Raw genomic sequence first — 25,753 nt, 5'->3', positions numbered from 1 at the left:
CGCGCGAAGTGGATACCGGTTCGCGCAAGGAAGACGCGTCAAAGCAGGAATCTCATCCCCGTAAAAAAAACAGTAAGGCAGCGGGATCGGAACACAAGTGCTATTGCGACGGGATACAGCGGTAAAGCCTGCGGGTCAGACCGGCGCGTTCCGCCGTTCATGTGTGCGGAACGCGTTGCGGGCAATGATCTGGCGCATGATCTCGGAGGTGCCGTCTAGAATGCGGACCACCCGCGTTTCCCGCCAGATGCGCTCGATCGGCAGGTCTCTTGAATAACCGGCACCGCCGAACAGCTGCATGGTCGTGTCGGCGACGCGCTGCACCATGTCGGCGCCGGTATATTTGGAGAGCGCTGCCGCGGCGGTGCGGGCGGCGGCATCGCCCCGGTCGTAACGCCAGGCTGCCTCATAGGCGACAAGCCGCGCGGCATGCAGCGAACTCGCCATGTCGGCGATCTGCCACTCGAGGCCCTGATGGTCGCGCAGCTTGCGTCCGAACGTCTCGCGCTCCGAGACATGGTCGAGAGCGTAGTCCAGCAGCTGGCTCGCCGCGCCGACGCAATAGGCGCCCCAATGGGTGCGCCCGGCATCCAGGCACCGCATCGCGATGGCGAATCCTTCGCCCTCCTGTCCCAGCAGATTCTCGCGCGGAATACGGCAATCCTCGAAGATCACTTCGGCGTGCTCCGAGCCGCGTCCGGCAGCCATCTCGACCAGGCGGCCGATGGCAAGGCCCGGCGTCTTTGCGTCGACGACAAAGGCCGCGATGCCCTTGGCGCCGGCGGAGGGATCGAGCGTGGCGAACACCGTGAAGACGCCGGCCGCGGGCGCATTGGTGATATAGGTCTTGCGGCCGTCGAGCACGTAATGATCGCCGTCCCGCCGCGCCCGGGTCTGGATCCGGGCGGCATCGGATCCGGCATTCGGTTCGGTCAGCGCGAACGCGCCGATCACCCGTCCGCTGGCGAGCTCCGGCAGCCATCGGTCGCGAACCGCCGGCTGCGCGTAGAGCTCGATCGCCTTCGAGCCGATGTGAACGTTGACCCCGCTCAGATAGTAGAAGGCGGTGTGGGCCTTCGCGAGCTCCTCGATCGCGATGCAGCTGCCCAGCATCGTGAGGCCGAGGCCGCCGAATTGCTTCGGCGTGTTGGTGCCGAACAATCCCATCCTGCGCAGGCCGGCCATGGCGCTGTCCGGCACCTTGCCGGTCGCCTCGATCGCGGCATCGTGCGGCTGTAGCTCGCTGCGCACGAATTCACGCATCCGGCCTTGCAGAACGCGGAGGTCGTCGGGAAGCTCAAAATGCATCGCAGGCACCAAAAGTCGAATAATCTTCGAAAAATGTTGCGCCGCCTTCCGGCAGATGTCAAGGTTTTGCGGAAGTTCCGGAGAATACGGCATGCTCGCAGGCTTGATGCAGCAGGTCCCGCTCACCCTCAATCTGGTGAGGGACGTGTCGCGGATCTCTATCCGAACAAGACGGTGACGACGCGGTATTGCGACCGCGTCCATGTCATCAGCTATGCGGAGCTGCTCGGCCGCGCGGGCCAGCTCGCCAACTTCCTCGCCGAGATCGGCGTCGAGCGCGGCATGCGCGTTGCCACGCTGGCCTGGAACTCGCGCCGTCACCTCGAGCTTTATCTCGCCGTGCCCTGCATGAGCGCGGTGCTGCACACCATCAATGCGCGCCTGCACGCGCTTGATATCGCAAGACTGCTCGCCCACGCCGAGGATCGGGTGCTGTTCGTCGATCGTTCGATCTGGCGAACCGTCGGGACGGAGATCGAGCTGCGCAACACGTTTGAAGCTCACTAAACGCTTCAACCCATCTTCCGACCATCGCATCTTCCGCCGCAACTTTGTCCACTTGTTACGGGACAAAACCACGAGTTGTGGACTGGCGACCTGTCGCTTTGGGGAGAAGATCATGCCACGTTCGTTTCAATCCAATTATTCCGTTCGGCTCTTCCTCGGCCTCGCCGCCGCCCTCACGATCGGGCTTGCCTCGCCGGTATCAGCGCAACAGGCCTCCGGCACCGCGCTGGCCCGCGTGCTCGTGCTCGGTACCGGCGGCACCATCGCGGGGCAGGCCAGCGCACGCGCCGGCAACGCCTATGACTCAGGCAAGGTCAGCGCAGCCAACCTGGTCGCGGCGATCCCGGGCATCGACAAGCTCGCCCAGATGTCGGCCGAGCAGATTTCGTCGATCGGCTCGCAGGACATGAACGACAACGTGTGGTTCGACCTCGTCAAGCGCATCCGCGCGGCCATTGACGACAAGGAGGTCGACGGCGTCGTCATCACCCATGGCACCGACACGATGGAGGAGACCGCGTTCTTCCTGCAAAACGTACTCGACACCGACGTCCCGATCGTGCTGGTCGGATCGATGCGGCCCTCGACCGCGATCGGCGCCGACGGTCCGGCCAATCTCTACGAGGCGATGCGGGTCGCATCGGCCCCGGAATCCCGCGGCCGCGGCGTGCTCGTGGTGCTCAACGACACCATCCATGCCGCGCGCTGGGTGCAGAAGACCAACACCACCAGCGTCGAGACGTTCCGCTCGCTCGAAGCCGGCCCGGTCGGCTATGTCGACACCGGCTCGCTGCGCTTCCTGCAGCCGGCCGCACCCGTCAAGGCTGCCAGGTTGAAGCTGCCGGATGCGCCGCCCTTGCCGCGGGTCGACATCATCTATTCGCACGCCAACATGGACGCCGCTGAGGTCGAGGATGCGGTCAGGCGCGGCGCCAAGGGCATCGTGCTGGCCGGCGTCGGCGACGGCAATTCATCGAAGGGCGCGATCGATGCGCTGGCCGCCGCGGCGAAGCAGGGCGTCGTGGTGGTGCGTTCGACCCGGGTCGGCTCAGGCTTCGTCAACCGCAACGTCGAGGTCGAGGACGACAAGCTCGGCTTCGCGGTCTCGCTCGATCTCAACCCGCAGAAGGCGCGGGTATTGCTCGAGCTCCTGATCGCGAACGGCATCACCGAGCCGTCGGCGGTTCAACAGGCGTTCGCGCGGTAGACCACCGGTTTTGAGGCGCCGTCGGCTTCGCCTGCGCGGCCTTGTTCGCCGCGCGCCACGCTGGGAGCAGCAGGGCGCGCGCTTCCGCGATGCGCGACATCACGGTGGTGACGGGAATGCCGGTGACTTCGGCGATCTCCTTGTAGGAGAGATCGATCATCTCTCGCAGCGCGATGACCTCGCCGAGCGGGGCGGGCAGGTCATGGATGAGTTGCCGGATGGTCGGGGTGTCGCGCCGTTCCGGCGTTACATTGTTGCCGGAGGGTTTCCGGTCGAGTTTCTCTTGGCAGACGGCTTTGAGGATCGCGAGCAGCCACGGCCTGATGGCCGGGCCGCGAACGCCGTCGAACCGGCGCAGTGCGCGCCGATAGCATTCCTGCACGGCCAGTTCGGCGTCCGCCTCGGTCCGCATCAGGACCTGGGCGAACGCGTAGGCATCGTCGAGACACGGCAATGCCGCGTCGCGAAACTGCTGCGCCGTTTTATTCCCGGCTTTCGCACTTCGCATCATAGGGTTGCATCTCGTGAATAGCTTTACCGGCAATCGGCGCAGTGGTATCAGGCTCCGCGCCGGAGTCGTGGACCGTCGCGCCAAGCGTAGGGACAGGAACGACGTGCGCACACGACATGCGCGCGGCGGACAGCAAGCGATCGATCGTGTCAGCCCTGATCGATCGAGCGTCGGAGCGCGGATCATGTCCGAGACACAGGTGCCCAACCGGTTCTCGATTTTCCATCATGGGCTGGCCAAAGGGCCGGCCTATGAGGCTTGGCGCGAAGGGATTTGCCGCGGCTTCTGCCGGCTCGACGTCGGACCGACCGACGACAACCGCATCGACTGCCACAACGAGTTTACGCTGCTGCATACGGTCGCCATCGCGACGCCGCGCGGCGGCTCGGCCCGCTTCGCCCGCACCCGCGCGCTTCTGAATGACGGCTGCGACGACCTCGTCCTGATCTCTGCGACGCGCGGCACGGTGCAGGTCACGCAGGCAGGCAAGGCGATCGAGCTTCAGCGCGGCCAGATGTGCCTCACCGAAATGAATATCGTCGGCACCGCCGACCTCACCCGGTCGGGCAGCTTTACGACGACGCGGTTTCCGCGGCGCCTGCTGCTCCAGGTCGCACCATTGGTGGAAACGCAGCTGGCGCGGGTACTCGGGCGCGAGCCGGCCCTGGGCGCGATGATCGAGCGCTATTCCGTGCTCTGCACCGAGCTTGCCGGCGATCTGGACGTGCCCGGCCAGCGGGCGGCGGCGCACCATCTCGCCGACCTGGCGGGTCTCGTTCTCGGCAGCAGCGCCGAGACAAAGCAGCTGTCGGCACGCGACGGCGTGGCGAAGGCGCGGCTCGATCTGATGAAGGCCGATGTTCTCAAAAATCTCGACAACGGTAAGCTCACGATCGAAGCCATAGCAAAGGCGAATGCGCTGAGCACCCGCCAGGCGCAGCGCCTGTTCGCGTCCGCAGGAACGACATTCTCGGAGTTCGTCCTCGAGCAGCGCCTGCTGCGGGCGCGCCGGCTACTGCTGCACGAAGAGGGCGCCGGCCGCAAGGTCAGCGACATCGCCTATACGGTCGGCTTCAACGACTTGTCCTATTTCCATCGCGCGTTCCGCCGGAAGTTCGGCATAGCACCGGCGGAGATGCAGATGGAACTGGGGCGGCGGCATTGAACGCCTCCTGCCGCGGCGCTAGATCAGCAGACCAGCTTCATCGCAACGAGGGCGCTGCCAATGCCTCTGTGGACCTGCGAACAATGCGGCGCGCAATTTCCTGAGACCGCTGCGCCGCCGCCGGCTTGCCCGATCTGCGAGGACGAGCGGCAATATGTGAACTGGAAGGGGCAGGCGTGGCTGACGCGCGAGGAGCTCGCAGAGCGGCACAAACTGGTCTGTCGCGACGATCTTGGCCTCGTCGGGATCGCGCTCGAGCCGTCCTTTGCGATCGGGCAGCGCGCGCTGCTGGTGCCGGACCGCGGCGGCTGCGTGATGTGGGACTGCGTGCCGCTGGCAACCGCCGAGGCGATCGCCCATGTCAGATCGCTTGGCGGGCTGAAGGCGATTGCGATCTCGCATCCGCATTATTATGGCGCGGTCGCCGACTGGAGCGCGGCGTTCGACAATGCCCCGGTCTATCTGCACGGCGACGATGCACAATGGGTGACGCGGCCTTATCCGTCGATCGTGCCGTGGCAGGGCGACAGCCATCGCATCTCCGACGACATCCTGCTGGTGCGCGGCGGCGGGCATTTCGCCGGCGCCACCATGCTGCATTGGCGCAAGGGCGCCGACGGGCGCGGCGCGCTTCTGACCGGGGATATCGCGATGGTGGCGATGGACCGCCGCTCGGTCAGCTTCATGTATTCCTACCCGAACTATATCCCGCTCAATGCATCGGCGGTCCGCCGCGTCGCGCGGGTGGTCGAGCCGCTGGCCTATGATCGGATCTACGGCGCCTGGTGGGGCAAGAACATCGCCTCCGACGCCAGGGCGGCGTTCGACCGCTCGGTGCAGCGCTATATTGCGGCGATCTCGGACTGACGGTTCCGGCCGCTTTTGGCAACCTTGCCACGCGGCGCGATCGCGCTATATCAGGGCTTTCCCGCCCCTTACCGATTGTCCGAGTTTCCGCATGACCACAACTGCCGCTGCCGAATCCCAGCCGTTCCAGGCCGAGGTTGCCGAATTGCTGCACCTGATGGTGCATTCGGTCTATTCCGAGACCGATATCTTCCTGCGCGAGTTGATCTCGAACGCGTCGGATGCCTGCGACAAGCTGCGCTACGAGGCGATCGCCAATCCGTCCCTGATCACGGACGGCACGCCGCCGGAGATCAGGATCGTCCCGAACAAGGCGGCCAACACGCTTGCCGTGGTTGATACCGGCATCGGCATGGAGCGCCAGGAGCTGATCGACAATCTCGGCACCATCGCGCGCTCCGGCACCAGATCGTTCCTGTCGAAGCTCACCGAGGCCAAGGACGGCGCCAACCTTATCGGCCAGTTCGGCGTCGGCTTCTATGCCGCCTTCATGGTCGCCGAAAAGATCGTCGTCACCAGCCGCCGCGCCGGCTCGGACGAGGTGTGGGTGTGGACGTCGGAAGGCGGCAGCGGCTTCGAGATCGCACCGGCGGGCGAAGAGGCCGCCCAGCGTGTCGCGCGCGGCACCGAGATCGTGCTGCATCTGAAGAAGGACGCCGCCAAGTATCTCGAGGCCTACGAGATCGAGCGCATCGTCCGCGAATATTCCGACAACATCCAGTTTCCGATCCTGCTGGTGCCGGAAGAGGGCGAGCCGCGCCAGATCAACTCGGCGAGCGCGCTGTGGCAGCGCTCGAAATCCGAGCTCAAGCCGGAGGATTACGCCCAGGCCTACAAGCAGATCGCCGGCGCGTTCGACGAGCCGGCGATGACGCTGCATTACCGTGCCGAGGGCCGGCAGTCCTACGCCGTGCTGCTGTTCGCGCCGTCGCAAAAGCCGTTCGACCTGTTCCAGGTCGAGCGCAAGGGTAAGGTCAAGCTCTACGTCCGCCGCGTCTTCATCGCCGACGATGCCGAGCTGCTGCCGGCTTACTTGCGCTTCATCCGCGGCGTGATCGACAGTGAGGATCTGCCGCTCAACATCTCGCGCGAGATGCTGCAGAACAATCCGCAGCTCGCGCAGATCCGCAAGGCCGTCACCGGCCGCGTGATCGGCGAGTTGGAGACGCTCGGCGAGAAGGAGCCGGAGACCTTCGCAAAGATCTGGAACGCGTTCGGCCCGGTGATCAAGGAAGGCCTGTGGGAGGATTTCGAGCGCCGCGACAAGCTGCTGGCACTGGCGCGCTTCACCACGACGTCGGGCGAGAACCGCTCGCTGAAGCAGGTTGTCGACGACTTCAAGCCGAACCAGACCGAGATCTATTATCTGGTCGGCGACAGCGTCGAGCGGCTGAAGTCGAACCCGAAGCTGGAATCGGCGCGCGCCCGCGGCATCGAGGTGCTGCTCCTGACCGATCCGGTCGATGCGTTCTGGACCTCGGCGCCGCTCGATTTCGGCGGCAAGCCGCTGAAGTCGCTGAGCCAGGGCGATGTCGATTTCGGCCTGATCCCGCTTGCCGACGACAAGGACGACAAGAAGGACGAACCCGCGGCCGACGCGGCGACCACGATCGCCGTGATCAAGGACGCGCTCGGCGAGCGCGTCTCCGACGTCCGGGCTTCGCAGCGGCTGACCGCGAGCGCGTCGTGCCTCGTTGCCGGCGGCGATGCGCGCGACCGCGCGCTGGAGCGGCTGCTCGCCCAGCAGAACCGCGGCGCGATCACAAAGCCGGTGCTCGAGATCAATTTGCGCCACCCGCTGGTCGCGGCGCTCGCGACCGATACCGCGCAGGCGAAGGACCTGTCGCTGCTGCTGTTCGAGCAGGCGCAGATCCTCGACGGCGAGATGCCCGACGACCCCGCCGCGTTCGCTGGGCGCATGAACCAGCTCGTGCTGCGCGGATTGGGGAAGTAGAGCGCGAACTCTGAACCCGTCATCCTGAGCCCGTAGCCCGGATGGAGCGAAGCGCAATCCGGGACAGGTCCATCCGTGGATAGCGCGGCCCCGGATTTCGCTGCGCTCCATCCGGGCTACGCATTCCTAAAACTGGCAGGCTGACTGCGCCGCCCAGGCGCTTGACAGGCCGTGCCTCATTGATGTTATGTTATAACATAACATCAAGCGAATGCCCCATGTCCCGCCGCCGCCGATCCCTCCAGCAACTGTTTGATCTCGATGCAAAAACTCCCCGTCACCGTCTTGTCCGGCTTCCTCGGGGCTGGAAAGACCACTTTGCTGAACCACGTCCTGAACAACCGCAGCGGTCTGAAGGTTGCGGTGATTGTGAACGACATGAGCGAGGTGAACATCGACGCCGACCTGGTTCGCGATGGCGGTGCGAACCTGTCCCGGACTGACGAAAAACTGGTCGAGATGAGCAATGGCTGCATCTGCTGCACCCTGCGCGACGATCTGCTGAAGGAGGTACGCACGCTCGCCGAGAGCGGCCGCTTCGATTATCTCCTGATCGAATCGACCGGCATTTCCGAGCCGCTGCCGGTCGCCGCGACCTTCGAGTTTCGCGATGAAGATGGCCAGAGCCTCTCCGACATCGCGCGGCTCGACACCATGGTCACGGTGGTCGACGCCGCCAATCTCCTGAAGGACTACGCCTCGACCGATTTCCTCAGCCAGCGCGGCGAAGCGCTCGACGGCGACAAGCGCACGCTGGTCGATCTGCTGGTCGAGCAGATCGAGTTCGCCGATGTCGTGGTGCTGAACAAGATCGATGCCGCGACGCCTGCGCAGCGCGAGGCCGCCCGTACCATCGTGCGTGCGCTCAATCCCGAGGCCGACCTCGTCGAAGCGAATTTTGCGCAAGTCCCGTTCGACCGCGTGCTCGACACCGGCCGCTTTGCCTATGAGCGCGCGCAGCAGCATCCGCTCTGGCACAAGGAACTCTATGGCTTCGCCGGGCACGTGCCGGAGACCGAGGCGTACGGCATCAAAAGCTTCGTCTACCGCGCGCGGCGCCCGTTCGACCCGGTGCGCTTCCACGGCTTCCTGCGCGAGAGCTGGCAAGGCGTGATCCGCGCCAAGGGCCATTTCTGGATCGCGACGCGCCCGGATTGGTGCGGCGAGCTGAGCCAGGCCGGCGCCATCGTCCGCACCGAAGGGCTCGGTTCGTGGTGGGCCGCGATCCCGCGCGTGCGCTGGCCGGATGATCCGGACTGGCGGCTGATGATGCAGCGGAGCTGGAACGATCTCTACGGCGATCGCCGGCAGGAGCTGGTCTTCATCGGCTCCGGCATGAACGAGGACTACATCCGCCGCAGGCTCGATGCCTGCCTCGTCACCGGCAGACCGGGCATGGACCCGCAAGCCTGGGCCGGGCTGCGCGATCCGTTTCCGCCGTGGAGCAGGACAGGCGAGGCGGCGTGAGACAGTCACCGTAGCCCGGATGGAGCGAAGCGCAATCCGGGGTCTCCCGCCGCTTGAGAGGTCCCCGGATTTCGCTTCGCTCCATCCGGGCTTCTGTAACGGGCCTTGGTTAGTCAATCCCTTTTCGCGTCATCCACTCGCCGGGCACTTGCTTCTGTACGGGATCGGCGCGAAGGCCGTCGCCTGATGGGGTGCATTGAGGAGCCGGCCGGCCAATCTACGGATTGCGTGGTCGTGAGCCACTTCCCGGATGGCGGCCTGACCGGATCCATCGTCCCAGCGGAGGGACTTCGCTCGGGGAGAGCCTGGTGTCGTGGCCCGCCCGGAACCGATTGCTGCTCCTGGCTAGATGGCCTTGGTCATCGGGTTGAACGGTTTGGTGTCGGCGAGCATGCGATGCAGGATCACGGCGAGCTTGCGAGCCAGCGCTACCTTGGCCTTGCGCATGCCTGCGCGCCGGGCGATCCGCATCGCCCAGCTCTTCAATGCCGAGCAATTCTTGACCGGCTTGGTCAGCATGACGTGAGCTGCCTGGTAGAGTGCCTCGCGCACGGAGGCATCCCCGATCTTGCTGATGCGGCCGGTGTAGTCGGTCTCACCGGACTGGTACTTCTTCGGGGTGAGCCCAAAGTGGGCTCCCGTGGCCTTCGAGGAGCGGAAGCGCTTCGGGTCGTCGATCGCCGCGGCATAGGTGAGCGCCACGATCGGACCAACGGACGGCGTTGTCATCAGGAGCTTGGCGGATGGATGCGTCCTGGCGAGCTTCTGGGTGTGCTTGTCCAGGCTCTTGAACTCCCGCAGCAGCACCGCATGGGCTTGGAGCAGCGCCGCCGCGACCAACTCCAGTCCGGGATGGCCGGTCACGAGCTCGCGGATGCGTCCGGCGAACGTGCGCTCGGTGGTCGCACCGACCTTCAGGCCAAAACCGCGAAGTATGCCGCGCAGGCTGTTCTCGACATCGCGAAGCTTGGATTGCAGCAGCTTGCGCGCCGTCAGGATGGCGCGGGTCTCCTGCGCCGCGACCGACTTGCAGTGCACCGGCCGGAACCAGCCGAGCCGCATCAACTGCGCGATCCGGCGGGCATCGTTGCGGTCCGTCTTCACCGGCATCGACTTGAAGGCTTCGCGAACGTGCCGCGTTTCCAGCAGCTCGACCGCAAGCCCTGCGTCTCGCAGACCCGCATACAGCCATTGCGACAAGGGGCCTGCCTCCAGCCCGATCCGTTCCAGTACCAGACCCAGCGACCGGAACCAGGCGATCAGCGCCGCCGGCTCGCTCGCAACCTTCGTCTCGCGCAAAATCTTGCCTGTCCCATCGACAAGGCAAACGCTCGAGCATTCCAAAGACACGTCAATTCCTGCATAGTGGTACATGGTCGTCCCTTAATGATGCTTGGAGCGGGCTTGCCCGACTCCGTTGAACACCATCAGTTTGAGGGACGACCGCCTTCCAACCAACAGGCCGCTCGCGAGCGCGCTTCCAAATTGCGCCGTAGCGAGCGGGCGGCCGGCCCGTTACCCCATCTACGCTTCTAAAACCGGTCCCAACCCGCGCCGTATCTGCTAGAGAATCCCGCATCAGGGCGGAAACGGCGCGGCGTTGCGATGGCTGGCGGCAGCGATATCTTCTACGGCGGCATTCCGGTGTTTCGCGGCTTCGCGCGGCTGATGGACCCCGCGCTGTATGCGCCGTTGCCGGATGACTGGACGGTCGGCGTCGCCGATATCGTGGAATCGACCAAGGCGATCGCGGCGCAGCGCTACAAGGCGGTCAACATGGCCGGCGCCGCGGTGGTCGCCGCCGTCACCAATGCGCTGGAGGGCCGCGAATTCCCCTTCGTGTTCGGCGGCGACGGTGCGAGTTTTGCGGTCGCGCCCGCCGATCTCGACAAGGCGCGCGAAGCCCTGGCCGCGACCGCGCGCTGGGTGCACGACGACCTCGATCTGGTGCTGCGGGTGGCGCTGGTGCCGATTGCGGCGATCCGCGCCGCGGGCGCCGATGTCCGCGTCGCGCGCTTCGGGCCGTCGGCCAATCTGTCCTATGCGATGTTCTCAGGCGGCGGTCTTGCTTACGCCGATGCCGCGATGAAGCGCGCCGAGTTCGCGGTCGATCCGGCGCCTCAGGGCACGCAACCCGATTTGTCCGGCCTGTCCTGCCGCTTCGAGGTGATGCCGTCCGCGCGCGGCGTCATTCTGTCGGTGCTGGTGCTGCCGGCGAAGAACGCCGATCCCGCGTCCTTCCGCAAGGTGATCGAGGATATCGTCGTCCGCGTCGAGAAAAGTCCCGATGCCGGACGGCCGGTGCCCGCCAGCGGTCCGCCGCTGCACTGGCCGCCGCAGGGAATGGAGTACGAGGCGCGCGCACGGCGCCGCGGCCCGCTCGCGCTGCGTCGCGCCGTGGTGCTCACATTCACGCTGTGGGCCTATACGCTGATGCGGTTCAACATCCCGGTCGGCAAGTTCGCGCCGAAACGTTATCTGCAGCAGGTCGTCGAGAATTCAGACTTTCGCAAGTTCGACGACGGCCTGCGCATGATCCTGGATTGCACGCCGGAGCTCGCTTCCGACATCGAGCAGCGCCTCGCCGCCGCCGCGGCGCAGGGCATCGTGCGTTATGGCCTGCACGAGCAGGATGCCGCGATGATGACCTGCTTCACCCCGTCGGTGATGCGCGCCGACCACGTCCACTTCATCGACGGCGCCCGCGGCGGCTACGCCTCGGCCGCGACGGTGCTGAAGGCGCGCGCGGTGTAGCAATTTTTCTCACCTCTCCCCGCTCGTTTGCGGGGAGAGGTCGGACGCCACGCCTCGCGTGGCTTTCGGGTGAGGGCAGGCAATGCGTGGCCGCAAGAGATATTCATCCGACTCGCGAGATCGACGGTGAGCTGACTACAATTCAGATATGGCTACGCGGATAGAGCCCCTCACCCCAACCCTCTCCCCGCAAGAGCGGGGCGAGGGAGCACGGTCCCGTCGCGGTTACCGCTCGGCTCAGAATTACCGTCCCACCCGCGTCCAGGTCTCGCCGCCGCACAGCGCGCCGACGCAGCCTTCGACGCGCAGCGTGCTCTCGCCGGTCACCGAGATGCTGCTCGCATAGGTGCCGCCGTCGTCGGCGTTGTAGATCTGGCCCGACCATTTGCCCGCGGCGACCGGATGCATGCCGGAAAACAGCGGCAGCCCGATGATCGGCCGGCTGGACAGCGACGGATTCGGATTCTTGTTGTCGACCTGGGGCTTGCCGGTCATCGGATCGATCGGGTCGCGCAGGCTCACCACCACGCCGCAGATGCCGCCGCCGCATTTGCTGATCTTGACGCGGGCATCGCCGGCCTGGGTCTGCCAGACGCCGACCGGCTCAGGCGCGCCTTGCGCATGCGCGACGGGCACGGCAAGCACCGTCGCAATGATTGCGATCATGAATTCGAATCTGCAGGCCATGGCTCATTCCCCCAGAGCATGATCCGGAAAAGTGCGAAGCGGTTTTCCGAAAAGATCATGATCAAACAAAGAGCTAAAGCGCGATGACGATTCGACCCAATCTCATCGCGCTTTAGAGGTCGGCCTGCATAACAAGTCGAAGAATTTCTGCAATGTCATATTCGCGCGATCAGGTGAGCGCGCTCCCAAAAAATTTGGTGCCTGTTTCCGGAGCAGTCATGCTTAGGCAACGCTCCGGTGCGAGGGCGCTGCGTCGTATTTATCCCCAGCGGGTCAGCCGGATCGAAATGATGGTGGCGAGGCCGAACGCCACCATTGCACCGCCGACCAGCGCAAACAGCGTCCACGCCGGGGCGCTCACGGTAGCGAGCCACCAGCCGCCGATGCCGACCAGCAGCAGGCGGATGGTGCCGGCCAGCACCGGTCCGCCGACCTTGGCCGCGCCCTGCGAGGAGAAATAGAGACAGACGCCGACGCCGAAGAAGCCGAAGCCCGGGCCGGCCAGCGCGAAATAGGACGAAGCCGCGGCGGTCACGCCGGGATCGGTGGTGAACAGCGCAATCCACAGCGTCGGCTTGAGCGCGACCACAAGTCCGACGAAGCCAACGACAAGTCCGGCGACGGTGCCGGCGGTCCACGCCACCTTGCGGGCGCGCGTCACGAGTCCCGCGCCGATCGCCATGCCGACTATCGGCACCGAGGCGACGCCGACCGCGAACGCGATCGGGATCAGCAAAAACTCCAACCGCGAGCCCATGCCGTAACCGGCCAGCGTCTCGGTGCCGAAGCTGGCCAGGATCTTGGTGAAGATCAGGATGGTCAGCACGCTCTGCAGCGGCGACAGGCAGGAGATCGCGCCGACCTTGAGAATGTCGAGGAACATCGCGCGCTGGAAGCTGAAGGCGGCGAAGTCGAGTTTCAACCGGCTGCGGCCAGAGGCGAGATACCAGGCGAGGAAGATCGCACCACACGTGAAGGCCGTGAGCTGTCCGGCGGCGACGCCGCGCATGCCGAGACCGGGCATGCCGAACAACCCGAGACCCAGCACGCCGCCGACCGCGATCTGGATCATCGAGACCGTGATCAGCGTCATCGAGGGAATTCGCATATCGCCGGTGCCGCGCACCACGGAGGCGAGCGTGTTGACCAGCCAGATCGAGATCGCGCCGGAGAACAGCACCTGCGAGTAATGCATCGACTGCTCGAGCACGCCGCCATGTCCGCCGAGCAGCGCATAGAATTTGCGGCCGAAGCCCAGCATCATCACGGTGAAGAACAGTCCGGCGCATCCGCCGATGATCGCCGCATGCAGCGCCAGATCGGCGGCGCGGTCGCGATCGCCGGCGCCGAGCGCGCGGCTGATCGCCGACGAGACGCCGCCGCCCATCGCGCCGGCCGACATCATCTGCGTCAGCATCGCGAACGGAAACACCAGCGCAATGCCGGCCAGCGGCTCGGTGCCGAGCCGGCCGATGTAAGAGGTCTCGGCCACCGCGACCAGCGTCGAGCCGAACATGGCGATGGTGTTCGGGATCGCGAGGCGAAGCAGCGTCGGCAGGATCGGCGCGGTCAGCAGGTCATTGACCGGCGTGGCGGGCGCGGCCGTGGCCGGCTGCACGTCGTCGATCGAGGCATCAATGGTCATGCGTCACGGCTCACTTCGCAAGCGGGAGAGGGGCGCACTGCAATCCAACGCCAGTGAACCGGGCTCGCAATCAATAAATGATGATCGACATGTTACGAGGTTGCACCGTTGATCGCCACCGCCGCCGATGCAGGGGTCACCACGGCAGGCCGCATAGGTCGATCTTGCCCTGGCGCGGCGCGCGGACGATGTCGTTGACGAACGGCGCCATCGCCTCGAAGCGGATCTGCCCGGAAGGCTGCTCGCAATAAACTTCGCCGCTGAAGGGATGCCAGCCGCGCGCCTGGTAGAACGCGAAATTGTGCGGCTCGCAGAATAAGATTGCAAATTTCACCGCGTCGTTGGCACGAATGGTGTGCACGGCAGCATCCAACGCGAGTGACGCATAGCCGCGCCGCCGGCAGTCCGCGCGGGTCGAGACTCCGCCGATGCCGCCGACATGCACCTTGTGGCCATTCCAGGTGATGGTCCGGAAATAGATACCGACATGGCAGGCCAGCCCGCTGTCGTCGGGCGCATCGAGCAGTACGCGCAAATCCGCGTGGGCCCATTTGATGTCCGCCCAGACCGGCTTCTCGGCGGCATCCGGGCTCCAGACCGCCTGGAGCAGCGGCTCGGCGCGCTTCCACGACGCATCTCCGTTGAGAATGTCGATTTCGATGCTCATCGTCTGGGTCCTTGGTCTTGGTTCGGGCTGTGCCGATCTGTCATGGGCGATCCGAAAATGCGGTGTTTCTCCGCCATGGAACCTTCTATAAGGGGGGCCCGTTAAGTGTAGTCTCCCACCCTCTGTTGGACATTACCCCATGACCTTCACGCTACCCGATCTGCCCTACGCCCACGACGCCCTTGCTCCCTACATGTCCAAGGAAACGCTGGAGTTTCACCACGACAAGCATCACCAAGCCTACGTCACCAACGGCAACAACGCGATCAAGGGGACCGAATTCGAAGGCAAGTCCCTCGAGGAGATCGTGAAGGGTTCGTTCGGCAAGAACGCGGCCGTCTTCAACAATGCCGGTCAGCACTACAACCACATCCATTTCTGGAAGTGGATGAAGCCGAATGGCGGCGGCAGCAAGCTGCCCGGCCGGCTCGAGAAGAAAATCAACGAGGACCTCGGCGGCTTCGACAAGTTCAAGGCCGACTTCGCTGCTGCCGGCGCCGGTCAGTTCGGCTCCGGCTGGGCCTGGCTGCAGGTCAAGGGCGGCAAGCTCGAGGTCGCCAAGACTCCGAACGGCGAGAACCCGCTGGTCCACGGCGCGGTGCCGATCCTCGGCGTCGACGTCTGGGAGCACTCCTACTACATCGACTACCGCAACCGCCGTCCGGACTATCTGAAGGCGTTCGTCGAAAACCTCGTCAACTGGGACTATGTCGACGAGCTGTTCGGCAAGGCCGGCTAAGCGCGGCTTCGACCGTCGCATATTTCTTCACCCTCCCCTGAAGGGGAGGGTCGTTTCGCATGCAGCGAAGCGAAATGCGAAACGGGGAGGGTCATCTCTCAGCACGAGCAGTCTCTCAATGGAGAGACTGTGACCCCGCCCCGCCGCTCATTTCATTCGCGTCGACCCTCCCCTTTCAGGGGTGGGTGATTTGAGTGTGCGGCAAGATGCGCCCTCACTCGACACACCAGCGGGGGCATTGGTGGGTAACGCGGCAAGCTATCTCCTCGTCTTCTTCGGCGGCGGTCTCGGCGCGACGTTGCGGCATTTGATCAACGTCACCTGCGCGCGCTGCATCGGCACCGCGTTTCCCTACGGCACCTTCATCATCAACATCACGGGCTCGACCGTGATGGGCCTGATCGCCGGCTATCTCGCCTTCAAGGGCGACGCCTCGCAGCCCTGGCGGCTATTTTTGATGACCGGCATCCTCGGCGGCTACACCACCTTCTCCGCCTTCTCGCTCGACACCGCGCTGCTCTACGAGCGCGGCGAGCTCGGCCTTGCGGTGTTGTATGTCGCGGGCTCGGTCGCTCTCTCGATCGCCGGCCTGTTCGCCGGGCTCGCGATCATCAGGCATTTGACGTGAGATGCACTCGGCACCGCCATCTCTGGAATACTGGATCACCCGCATGCGGGTGATGACACCGCGTGGTGTGGCAACTTGAATCGAGAACCATCCTTCCCGTCGTCCCGGCGAAGGCCGGGATCCATTACCCCAAGTCTCAAATGTTGCGCGCGCTGGGGCCGCGATCCCGTTCATCACTGAGTGCGGTGGTTTGGATCCCGGCCCCCGTGCGCAATTGCGCACTAGGCCGGGACGACGTGGGCAGGGGTCTCGTCACCTTCCATCCCGCGGAAACTGTTCATCTGTGGAACCCGCCAACCTCCCCGGCCGGCGGCATTTCCCGCCTCCAAATTTCCCTTTGGTAACCTCGCCTTAACCATGATTAGCGTTTGGTTAGGGTCGGAATGACGCGTGAAAAGCCCTCGTTTTGACATGTTGGCAGGGGAAGCAGGGCGCGGCTTTGGACGGGCCCCCCATGCGACAGATGTAAGAGGCTCTCGCGCAGTTTTGCCGCGCCGGGCGCGCGGCCGTGGAAGGGGTGCCGATTGGCGGCCCGCCGAATTGGGACACTTGCGTTGAGAGGATATTGCCGATGAATCCCGCCGACGTGGCTCAGTCAACTCTGCCACTGGCATCGAGCGACGTGTCGCTGATCGCGCTGTTCTGGCAGGCCCATTGGGTCGTCAAATGCGTGATGTTGGGACTTCTGTCCTGCTCGGTGTGGGTCTGGGCGATCGCAATCGACAAGATCCTGCTCTACGCCCGCACCAAGCGGGCCATGGACAAGTTCGAGCAGGCGTTCTGGTCCGGCCAGTCGATCGAGGAACTCTACCGGGCCCTCTCGGCCAAGCCGACCCAGTCGATGGCGGCCTGTTTCGTCGCGGCGATGCGGGAGTGGAAGCGCTCCTTCGAGAGCCAGTCGCGGTCCTTTGCCGGCCTGCAGGCGCGGATCGAGAAGGTCATGAACGTCTCGATCGCCCGGGAGGTGGAGCGGCTGGAACGCCGGCTGCTGGTGCTCGCCACCGTGGGCTCGGCAGGCCCCTTTGTCGGCCTGTTCGGCACCGTCTGGGGCATCATGTCGAGCTTCCAGTCGATCGCGGCCTCCAAAAACACCTCTTTGGCGGTGGTGGCGCCCGGTATCGCGGAAGCGCTGTTTGCCACTGCAATCGGCCTGATTGCCGCAATTCCGGCGACTATTTTCTACAATAAGTTCACTTCGGAGGTGAACCGGCAGGCCGCGCGCCTGGAGGGCTTCGCCGACGAGTTCTCCGCCATCCTGTCCCGTCAGATCGACGAGCGGGGTTGAGTTAGATGATGGTCACTTTTGCGGGTGTGCGATCATGGCGATGAGCATGGCAGGGTCCGGCGGTGGCAGACGCCGCCGCGGCGGCCGCAAGCCGGTCATGGCCGAGATCAACGTCACGCCGATGGTCGACGTGATGCTGGTGCTGCTGATCATCTTCATGGTCGCGGCGCCGCTGATGACGTCGAACATCGACATCGACCTGCCGGTGGCGAGCGGCGGCAAGTCGATCTCGTCGAACCAGCCGCCGCTGACATTGTCGGTCAAGCGCACCGGCGGCGGCTGCAACTCGAATGTCGAGCTCTATCTGGGTGACGCGCCGGTCACGGCCGCCGATTTTCCGGCCAAGATCAAGGCGATCGGTGACGCCCGGTCGGATGCCGAAAAAGTGGTCTATCTGCGTGGCGACAAGGACGTCTGTTACACGGATATGATGAAACTGCTCGGGGAGGTCCGGGCCGCGGGATTCAAGGCGAATATCGTCATCATCCCGGAAGGCGGATAACCACCATGCCAAGGCACGGGGAAGCCTGATTTGAAGGTCAAGGTCGACAAGACTCTGGCGGCATCGATTGTCCTGCACGTCCTCGTGATCGGGTGGGGCCTCGTGTCGTGGTCGACCAAGGCGTACGTGATGCCCGAAGAGGAATCGGTTGCCGTCGACGTGATCTCGCCCGACCAGCTCTCGCATGTCATGGCCGGTCAGAAGGACGGCAAGAAGGAAAATCCCAAGCCGCTGGTCGACAAGGTCGCTGAAGCCAAGCCGGTCGACGACACCGTCGGCAAGGTCGAGGAGAAAAAGCCCCCTGTCGTGACCGACACCGCGCCGCAGCCGGCGCCGAAGGTGGAGAAGCCGGAAGACAAGAAGCCGGATCCGCCGAAGAAGGTCGAGAACAAGCCGAAGGAAGAGCCGAAGCCGGTCGAGAAGAAACCCGATCCGGTGAAGCCCGACCCGATCGCGGAAGCGATCAAGAAGGAAGAGAAGAAGCCGCCGCCGAAGCCGGTCGCACAGGCCGCCAAGCCGCCGCCGGAGCAGAAGCCGAAGGATCGCGTGTTCGACCAGAGCAAGATCGCAGCCCTCCTCGACAAGCGTGACCCGACGCGGGCCGCGGCGACCGGCGATACGCTCAATGCCAATGCGGCGCTCGGCACCGCGAAGGGCAAGGCTGCCGACAACTCCGCGACCTGGGGCGCGATGTTCAAGCAGCAGGTCGAGCGCTGCTGGAAGAAGCCCTATGGTGGCATCGAGGCGCAGCAGACCGAGGCGGTGTTCTCGATCAAGCTGAAGCGTGACGGCTCGCTCGAGGGCATGCCGGTGCCGGAAGGCACGCCGGCGACGCCCTATCTGCGCGTCTATCAGGAGAGCGCGCTGCGGGCGATCATCGAATGCCAGCCGTACAATCTGCCGGCGGCCTTCTTCGACGAATGGAAGTATTTTGCGCCGGTGTTCACAGAGCGAAAGACCTGAGGGCGACGGCGTCGCTTGGCCAATAGCAAACAAAGTCTACGGACAATGACCGACCAGAATGATTTGCGTACAATGACGTTTCGCCTCGACCGCCGACAGATGATCTCCGGAATGGCTGCCCTTGGCGTGCTGGCCGGAAGCCGCAGCGCCTTTGCACAGAAGCGCGTCGTCATTCCGGAAGGCGACTTCGCGCCGCTGCCGATCGCGATCCCGAACTTCGCCGCCGGTACGCCCGGGGACACCGAGGTCGGTGTCGGCGTGACGCAGGTGATCACCAACAATCTGAAGCGCAGCGGCCTGTTTGCGCCGATCGATCAGGCGGCCTATCTCGAGAAGCAGATCAACATCGACGCGGCGCCGAACTTCAACAACTGGAAGAGCATCAACGCGCAGGCGCTGGTGACCGGCCGCATGACGCGCCAGGGCAACGGGCGCGTCAAGGCGGAGTTCCGGCTCTGGGACGTCAACACCGGCCAGCAGCTCGCCGGCCAGCAGTACGACACCTCGGCCGAATACTGGCGGCGCATCGCCCACATCATCTCCGACCAGATCTACGAGCGGCTGACCGGCGAGAAGGGTTATTTCGATACCCGCGTCGTGTTCGTCGACGAGAGCGGCTCGGCGGATCGCCGCGTCAAGCGGCTCGCGCTGATGGACCAGGACGGCGCCAATGTGCGCTACCTGACCCGCGGCTCGGATCTCGTGCTGACGCCGCGCTTCTCGCCGTCGACCCAGGAAATCACCTACATGGAATTCGGGCAGGGCGACCCGCGCGTCTATCTGCTCAACATCGAGACCGGCCAGCGCGAGATCGTCGGCAACTTCCCGGGCATGTCGTTCTCGCCGCGCTTCTCGCCCGACGGCCAGCGCGTCATCATGAGCCTGCAGCAGGGCGGCAACTCCAACCTGTTCGTGATGGATCTCCGCTCGAAGTCGATGACGCGGCTGACCGACACGCCGGCGATCGACACCTCGCCGTCCTACGCGCCCGACGGCACGCGGCTGTGCTTCGAGTCGGATCGCGGTGGCAAGCCGCAGATCTACGTGATGCCGGCAACCGGCGGCGGTGCACAGCGCATCTCGTTCGGCGACGGCACCTATTCGACGCCGGTTTGGTCGCCGCGCGGCGACTACATCGCCTTCACCAAGCAGGGCGGCGGGCAGTTCGCGATCGGCATCATGAAACCCGACGGTTCGGGCGAGCGCATCCTGACCTCGGGCTTCCACAATGAAGGCCCGACCTTTGCGCCGAACGGGCGCGTCGTGATGTTTTTCCGCGATCCCGGCGGCAACAGCGGCCCGTCGCTGTTCACCATCGACGTCTCCGGCCGCAACGAGCTGCGGGTACCGACCCCGGGCTTTGCCTCCGACCCGGCCTGGTCGCCGCTGTTGTCGTGAGCCGGGTGCAGAGCTGCTCCGGGAACCTCGGCGGCGGTCAACACTTCTCACCTAGCGCACTGAATTTTATAGTGAATTCCGGTCGTCGCCTGGGCGCGGCAAGGACTTGCTAACGATGTTCGCTCAGAAAGACTTCACCTGCGATCAGTAAGAGTGCGAGCTGAAAAGGACGCGCGCTCTCACAATGCAGTTTGCAAGTCAGACGGGTGAACCGGACCGGTCGATGTCGCCGACGATTTCGGCGGCACTGGTCGATTCCCTGTTCATGAACCCAGCGCCCATGATTTTCGGCGCCTTCGGTCCCGCCATTGCGGGCGCCGTGATTGCGGCTGTCACGAGCAATCTGTTGTGCTGGCTATGCGTGCCGCTGTTCATCGTGGTGGGGCTGGCGCGCGCGCTGCAGATGTACCGCTACCAGCAGCGCAATTCCCGGCTCACCGTCGAAGAGTCCGTGACCTGGGAGAAGCGTTACCGGATCGGCACCATCGCCTACGGCATCTCGCTCGGCATCTGGGGCGTCACCGTGCTGCTCACGACCAATGATGCCGCCGCGCACATGCTGTGCGTGACCACGGTGGTCGCCTACACCTCGGCGGGGGTAGGGCGGACCTTCGGCCGGCCGCAGATCTTCCACCTGCATCTGTTGATGTCGATCGGTCCCCTGATCCTGGCGCTGATGTATGTCGGCGGCCCCTATCACATCGCCCTTGCACTGCTCAGCCTGGTGTTCTTCAGCGCCATCCGGCATCTGACCTCCAGCCTGCAGCGCATCTACGTCAACGCCTGGATCGCCAAGGAGCGCGAGGCCGCGCTGGCGGGCCAGTTCGATACCGCGCTGAACAACATGCCGCACGGCCTGTGCATGTTCAGCGCCGACGGCCGCGTTGCGGTGATGAACCACCGCTTCATCGAGATGATGCAGCTGTCGGACGATTTCGTGCAGCGCGGCGCCAGCGCGACCGACATCTGCAACGCCTGTGTCCTGTCCGGCTCGATCTCGGCCGCGGCCGCACAGCAGATCCTCTACGAGATCGAGAGCTCGCAGCGCGGCGATATCGTCACCAGCGATCCCGACCCAACCAAGAACCGCTCGCTCGACTGGACTTTCCAGCCGATGGCCGGCGGCGGCACGGTGGTGCTGGTCGAGGACATCACCGAGCGCAAGGACGCCGAGGCCCGGATCAGCCACCTCGCGCGCTACGACGAGCTGACCGCGCTGCCCAACCGCGTCAATTTCCGCGACGAAATCGGCCGGCTGCTCGCCATGCAGCACGGCGACCATCGCTCCGCATTGCTGTTCGTCGACCTCGACCAGTTCAAGCAGGTCAACGATACGCTCGGTCATCCCTGCGGCGACCAGCTGCTCTGCGCGGTCGCCGAGCGGCTGCGCGAGATGCTGCGGCCGGAGGATTTCGTGGCGCGGTTCGGCGGCGACGAGTTCGTGGTGTTCCAGCAGAACATCCACTCGCACGAGGACGCTGCGGCGCTGGCTCGTCGCATCGTCGACCGCCTCAGCGAGCGCTACAAGATCGACAACCATTTGGTCGAGATCGGCGCCAGCGTCGGCATCGCGATGACCGCGCCCGGCGTCGGCGCCGACACGCTGCTGAAGAACGCCGACATGGCGCTCTACCGCGCCAAGGCCGACGGCCGCGGCACCTTCTGCTTCTTCCGCGACGAGATGGCGCAAACCGTCGAGGCCCGCCGCATCCTCGAGCTCGACCTGCGCAAGGCGCTCGCCAACGAGGAATTCGAGCTGTTCTACCAGCCGCTGATCAACCTGAAGTCCGGCAAGGTGAGCACCTGCGAGGCGCTGCTGCGCTGGAACCATCCGGCACGCGGCACGGTCTCTCCCGTCGACATCATCCCCGTTGCCGAGGACATGGGCCTGATCGTCGATCTCGGCCGCTGGATCCTGCGCAAGGCCTGCATGGAATGCATGAAGTGGCCCGAGGCGGTCAGCGTCGCGGTCAACTTCTCGCCGCAGCAGTTCCACCAGCGCGACGTGCTGAGCGAGGTTCGCTACGCACTCGAGGTCTCCGGCCTGCCGGCGCACCGGCTCGAGATCGAGATCACCGAATCCTCGCTGCTGCACAACACCGAGCTGACCCACGACTTGCTGTCCCAGCTGCGCTCGCTCGGCGTGCGGATCTCGCTGGACGATTTCGGCACCGGCTACTCGTCGCTCAGCTACCTGCACAATTTTCCGCTGCAGAAGGTCAAGATCGACCGCTCCTTCCTCGAGGGCATCGACAGCGACCGTCCGCTGACCCTGCTGCGGGGGGTGGCGCGACTGTCGGCGGATCTCGGCATGTCGGTCGTGGTCGAGGGCATCGAGACCAATGAGCAGCTCGAACTGATCAGCGCCGATGGCGCGGTGACCGAAGCACAGGGATACCTGTTCAGCCGGCCGGTTCCCTCCGTCCGCATCCGCCAGCTGCTCAATGCCTCGCACGGCCGGCGGACCGACGAGCAACTGCACGTGGTTCCCTCGCGCTCGATCGCTTGACCCGGCGCAATACCCTCAATCGATAGTTGTGAGAGCCTTCGGCTGCACCATTCGTAGTGTACCCTTGCGGCGAGAGGTTAACTGTATTGCCTCGATTGCTTTGACGGAAATTAAGAAGCTGTTAATCTTTTGGCCGCGCGTTGAAGTTGTTGCGTTGTTCAGGGAGTACCAAATGAGGTCCGCGGCCGAAGCCATCAAGCCCGCGACAGGAAGGCTTGCGGACCCTCTGGATCAAGTCGATTACCGCCTCGCTCAGACCCCGGAACAGAAAGACGAGATCTACCGGCTTCGCTATCGCGCCTATCTGCGCGAAGGCGCGATCCGGCCCTCGGCGGATGAGCGGGTTGTCGATCAGTTCGATGATGCGCCGAATGCCTGGGTGTTCGGTGTCTATCTGCAAGGCGAACTCTGCAGCTCGATCCGCATCACCGTGGTGACGCCGGAATGGCGTACCTCGCCGACGCTCGAGGTGTTCGGCGACGTGCTGCTGCCGAAGCTTGATCAGGGTCTGGTCTTCATCGACTCGACGCGCTTCGTCGCGGATCCCGAGAAGGCCCGGAACGTCCCGGAACTGCCCTATGTCACCGTGCGCCTCGGCTCGACCGCGGGCGTGCACTTCAACGCCGATTACGGCCTGGCGCCGGTCCGGCCCGAGCACATGGCGTTCTACCGGCGTGTGTTCCTGCACGAGACCTGGTCGGAGCCGCGGCTCTATCCCGGGCTGGTGAAGCCGGTCGGCTTGATGGCGTCGCATTTGCCGACGGTGCGGGAACGCGTGCTGGCCCGCTATCCCTTCCTGCGCTCCAGCGCCTTCGAGCGGCGCATGCTGTTCGACCGCGAAGGCCAGTTGCAGCCCGACGGCTTCGTGCAGCCGTTCGAGCGCGCTTCGATCGTGCCGAATCCCTGAGGGAATCGGCCATTCTCATCGAGTCAGTGTCGATCGACTGTTGCGCGCAGGCCAAATTGTCCTGCAAAAGCGGCCGGTTCCCGCGAACCTTGCCTTCCCTTCACCATCGCGCCACATTTGCCACCCATTAACCATCGGGGGCGCTTTTCGCCATTGCCTGGCATTTGATGGGGTTCAGCAAGGTCTCGTCAAGGTTGACGGAACGTTCGCTTAACCATCGCCCTGTAGACCGATTGGGTAGTACGAAGAGCGCGAGCGTGGAGGCTCCGGGAATGAATTATCTCCAGGGTATGAAGCTGGTTGCGGTTCTGGCGGTGGCGCTGTCGATGGGCGCCTGCGCCAACAAGAACCCGTTGGACGCCAATGGCGCGATTGGGGGCGCCGCGACCCCGGGCAGCCAGCAGGATTTCGTGGTCAATGTCGGCGACCGCGTGTTCTTTGAGAGCGATCAGACCGATCTCAGCCCGCAGGCGACGGCGACCCTCGACAAGCAGGCGCAGTGGCTGCAGACCTATAACCGTTACTCCTTCACCATCGAAGGTCATGCCGACGAGCGCGGCACCCGCGAATACAACATCGCGCTCGGTGCCCGCCGTGCCCAGTCGGTCCGCGCTTACCTTGCCTCGCGCGGCATCGATCCGAGCCGCATGCGCACCATTTCCTACGGCAAGGAGCGTCCGGTCGCGGTCTGTAACGACATCTCCTGCTGGTCGCAGAATCGTCGCGCCGTCACCGTGCTGAACGCCAGCTCCTGACGCGAACCTGAATGAGTGTTTTCAAGCCGGCGCCTTCAGGGCGCCGGTTTTTGTTTTGGCCGCGTGAAGGCCCGGCCCGCCGTCATCAAGATGAACGAAGCTGCGCGCAATTGGCCGCTTGCTTGTTCCAGCGTCCGTACTAAACCGGTATCCCGCGACGCTGTCCCGGATTTGAAGTGCCAGTCACAATTCCGGCGTACTCCGTCTTTCAATGTCGCTCGCTTTTCACGTCGATCTCGTCGTCAGGGCAAAATGTCATCCAGGATTCATTTTCTTTCCTCCGCCGCGGCGATCGCGGCGTTGCTCGCCGTTTCCGCGCCAGTGTTTGCCCAATCCGACGATTCCGATGCTGAAATGCGGATCGAGCGGCTCGAGAACCAGCTGCGGCAGCTGACCGGCCAGAACGAGGAACTGCAATACCGTAACCGCCAGCTCGAGGAGCGGCTGCGGCAGCTTGGCGGGCAACCGCCCGGCCCAGCTGGACAGGCTCCGGCGGGCCAACCCGTTGCGGCGGCGCCACCGGCGCAGCAACCGCAGGCCTACCCGCAAGCGCAGCCGGGCTACGCCCAGCCCCAGCAAGGCTACGGCCAGCCGCAGCAAGGATATGGCAGGCCGCCGCAGGGCGGCTATGACCAGCAGCAGCAGATCGCGGCGCCTGCGCCGATCGCGCAGGAGCCGGCGCCGGCGGCTTCCGGCCGCCGCGGCCGCGGCGATGCCTTCGATCCGAACCAGAACCCGAATGCCCCAGGGGCGCCGCGCGCACTTGGCGGCGGCGGGATGCCGATGCCCGGTGAGGCGGCGGTTGGTGCGCCCGGCGGCCGTGGGGCAGGCGAGCCGCTCAATCTCGGCAACACCAGCCCGCAGCGTGCGCCCGGCGCGAGCGCAGCCCTGACCACGCTGCCGCCGTCGGCGACGTCGAAGGACGAGTTCGACCTCGGCATCGGCTATATGCAGCGCAAGGACTATGCGCTCGCCGAAGAGACGATGAAGAACTTCGGCCAGAAGTATCCGAACGATCCCCTGGTGGCGGACTCGCAATACTGGCTCGGCGAAAGCTATTTCCAGCGCCAGCAATATCGCGATGCTGCGGAGACCTTCCTCGGCGTGACCACCAAGTTCGACAAGTCCGCGAAGGCGCCCGACGCCCTGCTGCGGCTCGGCCAGTCGCTGGCGGCGCTGAAGGAGAAGGAAGCGGCCTGCGCCGCGTTCGGCGAGATCACGCGGAAGTACCCGCGCGCGTCCGGCGGGGGTCAAGGCTGCGGTTGATCGCGAGCAGAAGCGCGTGAAGTGCTAAACCAGATGCGGGAAGGCCGCTTCCGGCCTCTCCG

General features: G+C 64.9%; 22 protein-coding genes and 1 pseudogene. 17 read left to right on the top strand and 6 right to left on the bottom strand.

What is annotated here, in order from left to right; genetic code table 11:
• Window positions 1–135: 135 nt before the first annotated feature.
• Entirely contained in the window at window positions 136–1,308 is a 1,173-nt protein-coding gene (locus ACVMB1_RS28570; RefSeq protein WP_076828105.1) for an acyl-CoA dehydrogenase family protein, read from the bottom strand.
• Between ACVMB1_RS28570 and ACVMB1_RS28565 the strand changes: the two genes are divergently transcribed.
• Window positions 1,303–1,815 (top strand): AMP-binding protein, encoded by a 513-nt coding sequence (locus tag ACVMB1_RS28565; protein WP_083715023.1) that lies wholly within the window; start codon window positions 1,303–1,305, stop codon window positions 1,813–1,815. The two genes, ACVMB1_RS28570 and ACVMB1_RS28565, sit on opposite strands and share 6 nt — an antisense overlap.
• Window positions 1,816–1,927: 112 nt before the next feature.
• Window positions 1,928–3,022 carry an asparaginase gene (locus ACVMB1_RS28560; RefSeq protein WP_194295354.1) on the top strand — a complete coding sequence of 365 codons (1,095 nt, stop codon included), beginning with the start codon at window positions 1,928–1,930 and terminating at the stop codon, window positions 3,020–3,022.
• Here ACVMB1_RS28560 and ACVMB1_RS28555 read toward each other — a convergent pair.
• On the bottom strand, window positions 2,982–3,533 hold the full coding sequence (locus ACVMB1_RS28555; RefSeq protein WP_244558823.1) for a sigma factor-like helix-turn-helix DNA-binding protein: 552 nt from the start codon (window positions 3,531–3,533) through the stop codon (window positions 2,982–2,984). The two genes, ACVMB1_RS28560 and ACVMB1_RS28555, sit on opposite strands and share 41 nt — an antisense overlap.
• A gap of 184 nt (window positions 3,534–3,717) precedes the next feature.
• On the opposite strand from ACVMB1_RS28555, the gene ACVMB1_RS28550 reads away from it, so the two are divergent.
• The 4 genes from ACVMB1_RS28550 (at window position 3,718) to zigA (ending at window position 8,986) form a co-directional block, all read left to right on the top strand.
• On the top strand, window positions 3,718–4,698 hold the full coding sequence (locus ACVMB1_RS28550; RefSeq protein WP_076828101.1) for an AraC family transcriptional regulator: 981 nt from the start codon (window positions 3,718–3,720) through the stop codon (window positions 4,696–4,698).
• 60 nt (window positions 4,699–4,758) lie between these two features.
• Window positions 4,759–5,565 (top strand): MBL fold metallo-hydrolase, encoded by an 807-nt coding sequence (locus ACVMB1_RS28545; RefSeq protein ID WP_076828099.1) that lies wholly within the window; start codon window positions 4,759–4,761, stop codon window positions 5,563–5,565.
• A gap of 91 nt (window positions 5,566–5,656) precedes the next feature.
• Window positions 5,657–7,519 (top strand): molecular chaperone HtpG, encoded by a 1,863-nt coding sequence (gene htpG / locus ACVMB1_RS28540; protein WP_076828097.1) that lies wholly within the window; start codon window positions 5,657–5,659, stop codon window positions 7,517–7,519.
• 261 nt (window positions 7,520–7,780) lie between these two features.
• Window positions 7,781–8,986: a zinc metallochaperone GTPase ZigA gene (zigA, locus tag ACVMB1_RS28535; protein ID WP_076828122.1), complete on the top strand. Its 1,206-nt coding sequence runs from the start codon at window positions 7,781–7,783 to the stop codon at window positions 8,984–8,986.
• A gap of 345 nt (window positions 8,987–9,331) precedes the next feature.
• Here the strand turns inward: zigA and ACVMB1_RS28530 are convergent, their stop codons facing one another.
• A complete protein-coding gene (locus ACVMB1_RS28530) occupies window positions 9,332–10,360 on the bottom strand; it encodes an IS110 family RNA-guided transposase (protein ID WP_057016162.1) in 1,029 nt (342 codons plus the stop codon).
• A gap of 231 nt (window positions 10,361–10,591) precedes the next feature.
• Here ACVMB1_RS28530 and ACVMB1_RS28525 point away from each other — a divergent pair, with 231 nt between their 5' ends.
• The gene (locus tag ACVMB1_RS28525) at window positions 10,592–11,740 is read left to right on the top strand and encodes a DUF3095 domain-containing protein (protein WP_076828009.1); all 1,149 of its coding nucleotides are present in this window, start codon (window positions 10,592–10,594) and stop codon (window positions 11,738–11,740) included.
• Between the two features lie 243 nt (window positions 11,741–11,983).
• Here the strand turns inward: ACVMB1_RS28525 and ACVMB1_RS28520 are convergent, their stop codons facing one another.
• From ACVMB1_RS28520 to ACVMB1_RS28510, 3 genes are all read right to left on the bottom strand, one after another.
• Window positions 11,984–12,427, bottom strand: coding sequence for a DUF2147 domain-containing protein (locus ACVMB1_RS28520; RefSeq protein ID WP_076828011.1), 444 nt, complete (start codon window positions 12,425–12,427; stop codon window positions 11,984–11,986).
• Window positions 12,428–12,686: 259 nt separating this feature from the next.
• Window positions 12,687–14,072, bottom strand: a complete 1,386-nt coding sequence (locus ACVMB1_RS28515) for an MATE family efflux transporter (protein WP_076828013.1) — start codon at window positions 14,070–14,072, stop codon at window positions 12,687–12,689.
• A 136-nt stretch (window positions 14,073–14,208) separates the two neighbouring features.
• Entirely contained in the window at window positions 14,209–14,739 is a 531-nt protein-coding gene (locus tag ACVMB1_RS28510) for a GNAT family N-acetyltransferase (protein WP_076828015.1), read from the bottom strand.
• A gap of 139 nt (window positions 14,740–14,878) precedes the next feature.
• Here ACVMB1_RS28510 and ACVMB1_RS28505 point away from each other — a divergent pair, with 139 nt between their 5' ends.
• From ACVMB1_RS28505 to ybgF, 10 genes and pseudogenes are all read left to right on the top strand, one after another.
• On the top strand, window positions 14,879–15,478 hold the full coding sequence (locus tag ACVMB1_RS28505) for a superoxide dismutase (protein ID WP_016846956.1): 600 nt from the start codon (window positions 14,879–14,881) through the stop codon (window positions 15,476–15,478).
• 241 nt (window positions 15,479–15,719) lie between these two features.
• Complete coding sequence (gene crcB, locus ACVMB1_RS28500; protein ID WP_076828042.1) at window positions 15,720–16,106, top strand: fluoride efflux transporter CrcB; 387 nt, start codon at window positions 15,720–15,722, stop codon at window positions 16,104–16,106.
• 571 nt (window positions 16,107–16,677) lie between these two features.
• Window positions 16,678–17,391, top strand: coding sequence for a protein TolQ (gene tolQ, locus ACVMB1_RS28495; RefSeq protein ID WP_016846954.1), 714 nt, complete (start codon window positions 16,678–16,680; stop codon window positions 17,389–17,391).
• Window positions 17,392–17,425: 34 nt separating this feature from the next.
• The gene (locus tag ACVMB1_RS28490; RefSeq protein WP_016846953.1) at window positions 17,426–17,893 is read left to right on the top strand and encodes a biopolymer transporter ExbD; all 468 of its coding nucleotides are present in this window, start codon (window positions 17,426–17,428) and stop codon (window positions 17,891–17,893) included.
• Window positions 17,894–17,923: 30 nt separating this feature from the next.
• Window positions 17,924–18,856, top strand: a complete 933-nt coding sequence (locus tag ACVMB1_RS28485; RefSeq protein ID WP_057018118.1) for a cell envelope integrity protein TolA — start codon at window positions 17,924–17,926, stop codon at window positions 18,854–18,856.
• 72 nt (window positions 18,857–18,928) lie between these two features.
• Complete coding sequence (gene tolB, locus ACVMB1_RS28480) at window positions 18,929–20,254, top strand: Tol-Pal system beta propeller repeat protein TolB (protein WP_028340643.1); 1,326 nt, start codon at window positions 18,929–18,931, stop codon at window positions 20,252–20,254.
• 184 nt (window positions 20,255–20,438) lie between these two features.
• The gene (locus ACVMB1_RS28475) at window positions 20,439–22,763 is read left to right on the top strand and encodes a putative bifunctional diguanylate cyclase/phosphodiesterase (RefSeq protein ID WP_076828017.1); all 2,325 of its coding nucleotides are present in this window, start codon (window positions 20,439–20,441) and stop codon (window positions 22,761–22,763) included.
• 172 nt (window positions 22,764–22,935) lie between these two features.
• A complete protein-coding gene (locus tag ACVMB1_RS28470) occupies window positions 22,936–23,670 on the top strand; it encodes an N-acyl amino acid synthase FeeM domain-containing protein (protein ID WP_057018120.1) in 735 nt (244 codons plus the stop codon).
• A gap of 272 nt (window positions 23,671–23,942) precedes the next feature.
• Complete coding sequence (gene pal, locus ACVMB1_RS28465) at window positions 23,943–24,425, top strand: peptidoglycan-associated lipoprotein Pal (protein ID WP_016846948.1); 483 nt, start codon at window positions 23,943–23,945, stop codon at window positions 24,423–24,425.
• 252 nt (window positions 24,426–24,677) lie between these two features.
• A pseudogene (gene ybgF / locus ACVMB1_RS28460) lies at window positions 24,678–25,719 on the top strand (tol-pal system protein YbgF).
• Window positions 25,720–25,753: the final 34 nt, after the last annotated feature.

The sequence above is a fragment of the Bradyrhizobium sp. USDA 4504 genome (assembly GCF_054063995.1).
This window is presented reverse-complemented; position numbering and strand designations above follow the sequence as displayed.

Coding starts and splice junctions, on each gene's coding strand:
- ACVMB1_RS28565 (WP_083715023.1), top strand. CDS start 1,303: ATGCATCGCAGGCACCAAAAGTCGAATAATCTTCGAAAAATGTTGCGC.
- ACVMB1_RS28570 (WP_076828105.1), bottom strand. CDS start 1,308: ATGCATTTTGAGCTTCCCGACGACCTCCGCGTTCTGCAAGGCCGGATG.
- ACVMB1_RS28560 (WP_194295354.1), top strand. CDS start 1,928: ATGCCACGTTCGTTTCAATCCAATTATTCCGTTCGGCTCTTCCTCGGC.
- ACVMB1_RS28555 (WP_244558823.1), bottom strand. CDS start 3,533: ATGATGCGAAGTGCGAAAGCCGGGAATAAAACGGCGCAGCAGTTTCGC.
- ACVMB1_RS28550 (WP_076828101.1), top strand. CDS start 3,718: ATGTCCGAGACACAGGTGCCCAACCGGTTCTCGATTTTCCATCATGGG.
- ACVMB1_RS28545 (WP_076828099.1), top strand. CDS start 4,759: ATGCCTCTGTGGACCTGCGAACAATGCGGCGCGCAATTTCCTGAGACC.
- htpG (WP_076828097.1), top strand. CDS start 5,657: ATGACCACAACTGCCGCTGCCGAATCCCAGCCGTTCCAGGCCGAGGTT.
- zigA (WP_076828122.1), top strand. CDS start 7,781: ATGCAAAAACTCCCCGTCACCGTCTTGTCCGGCTTCCTCGGGGCTGGA.
- ACVMB1_RS28530 (WP_057016162.1), bottom strand. CDS start 10,360: ATGTACCACTATGCAGGAATTGACGTGTCTTTGGAATGCTCGAGCGTT.
- ACVMB1_RS28525 (WP_076828009.1), top strand. CDS start 10,592: ATGGCTGGCGGCAGCGATATCTTCTACGGCGGCATTCCGGTGTTTCGC.
- ACVMB1_RS28520 (WP_076828011.1), bottom strand. CDS start 12,427: ATGGCCTGCAGATTCGAATTCATGATCGCAATCATTGCGACGGTGCTT.
- ACVMB1_RS28515 (WP_076828013.1), bottom strand. CDS start 14,072: ATGACCATTGATGCCTCGATCGACGACGTGCAGCCGGCCACGGCCGCG.
- ACVMB1_RS28510 (WP_076828015.1), bottom strand. CDS start 14,739: ATGAGCATCGAAATCGACATTCTCAACGGAGATGCGTCGTGGAAGCGC.
- ACVMB1_RS28505 (WP_016846956.1), top strand. CDS start 14,879: ATGACCTTCACGCTACCCGATCTGCCCTACGCCCACGACGCCCTTGCT.
- tolQ (WP_016846954.1), top strand. CDS start 16,678: ATGAATCCCGCCGACGTGGCTCAGTCAACTCTGCCACTGGCATCGAGC.
- ACVMB1_RS28490 (WP_016846953.1), top strand. CDS start 17,426: ATGGCGATGAGCATGGCAGGGTCCGGCGGTGGCAGACGCCGCCGCGGC.
- tolB (WP_028340643.1), top strand. CDS start 18,929: ATGACGTTTCGCCTCGACCGCCGACAGATGATCTCCGGAATGGCTGCC.
- ACVMB1_RS28475 (WP_076828017.1), top strand. CDS start 20,439: ATGCAGTTTGCAAGTCAGACGGGTGAACCGGACCGGTCGATGTCGCCG.
- ACVMB1_RS28470 (WP_057018120.1), top strand. CDS start 22,936: ATGAGGTCCGCGGCCGAAGCCATCAAGCCCGCGACAGGAAGGCTTGCG.
- pal (WP_016846948.1), top strand. CDS start 23,943: ATGAATTATCTCCAGGGTATGAAGCTGGTTGCGGTTCTGGCGGTGGCG.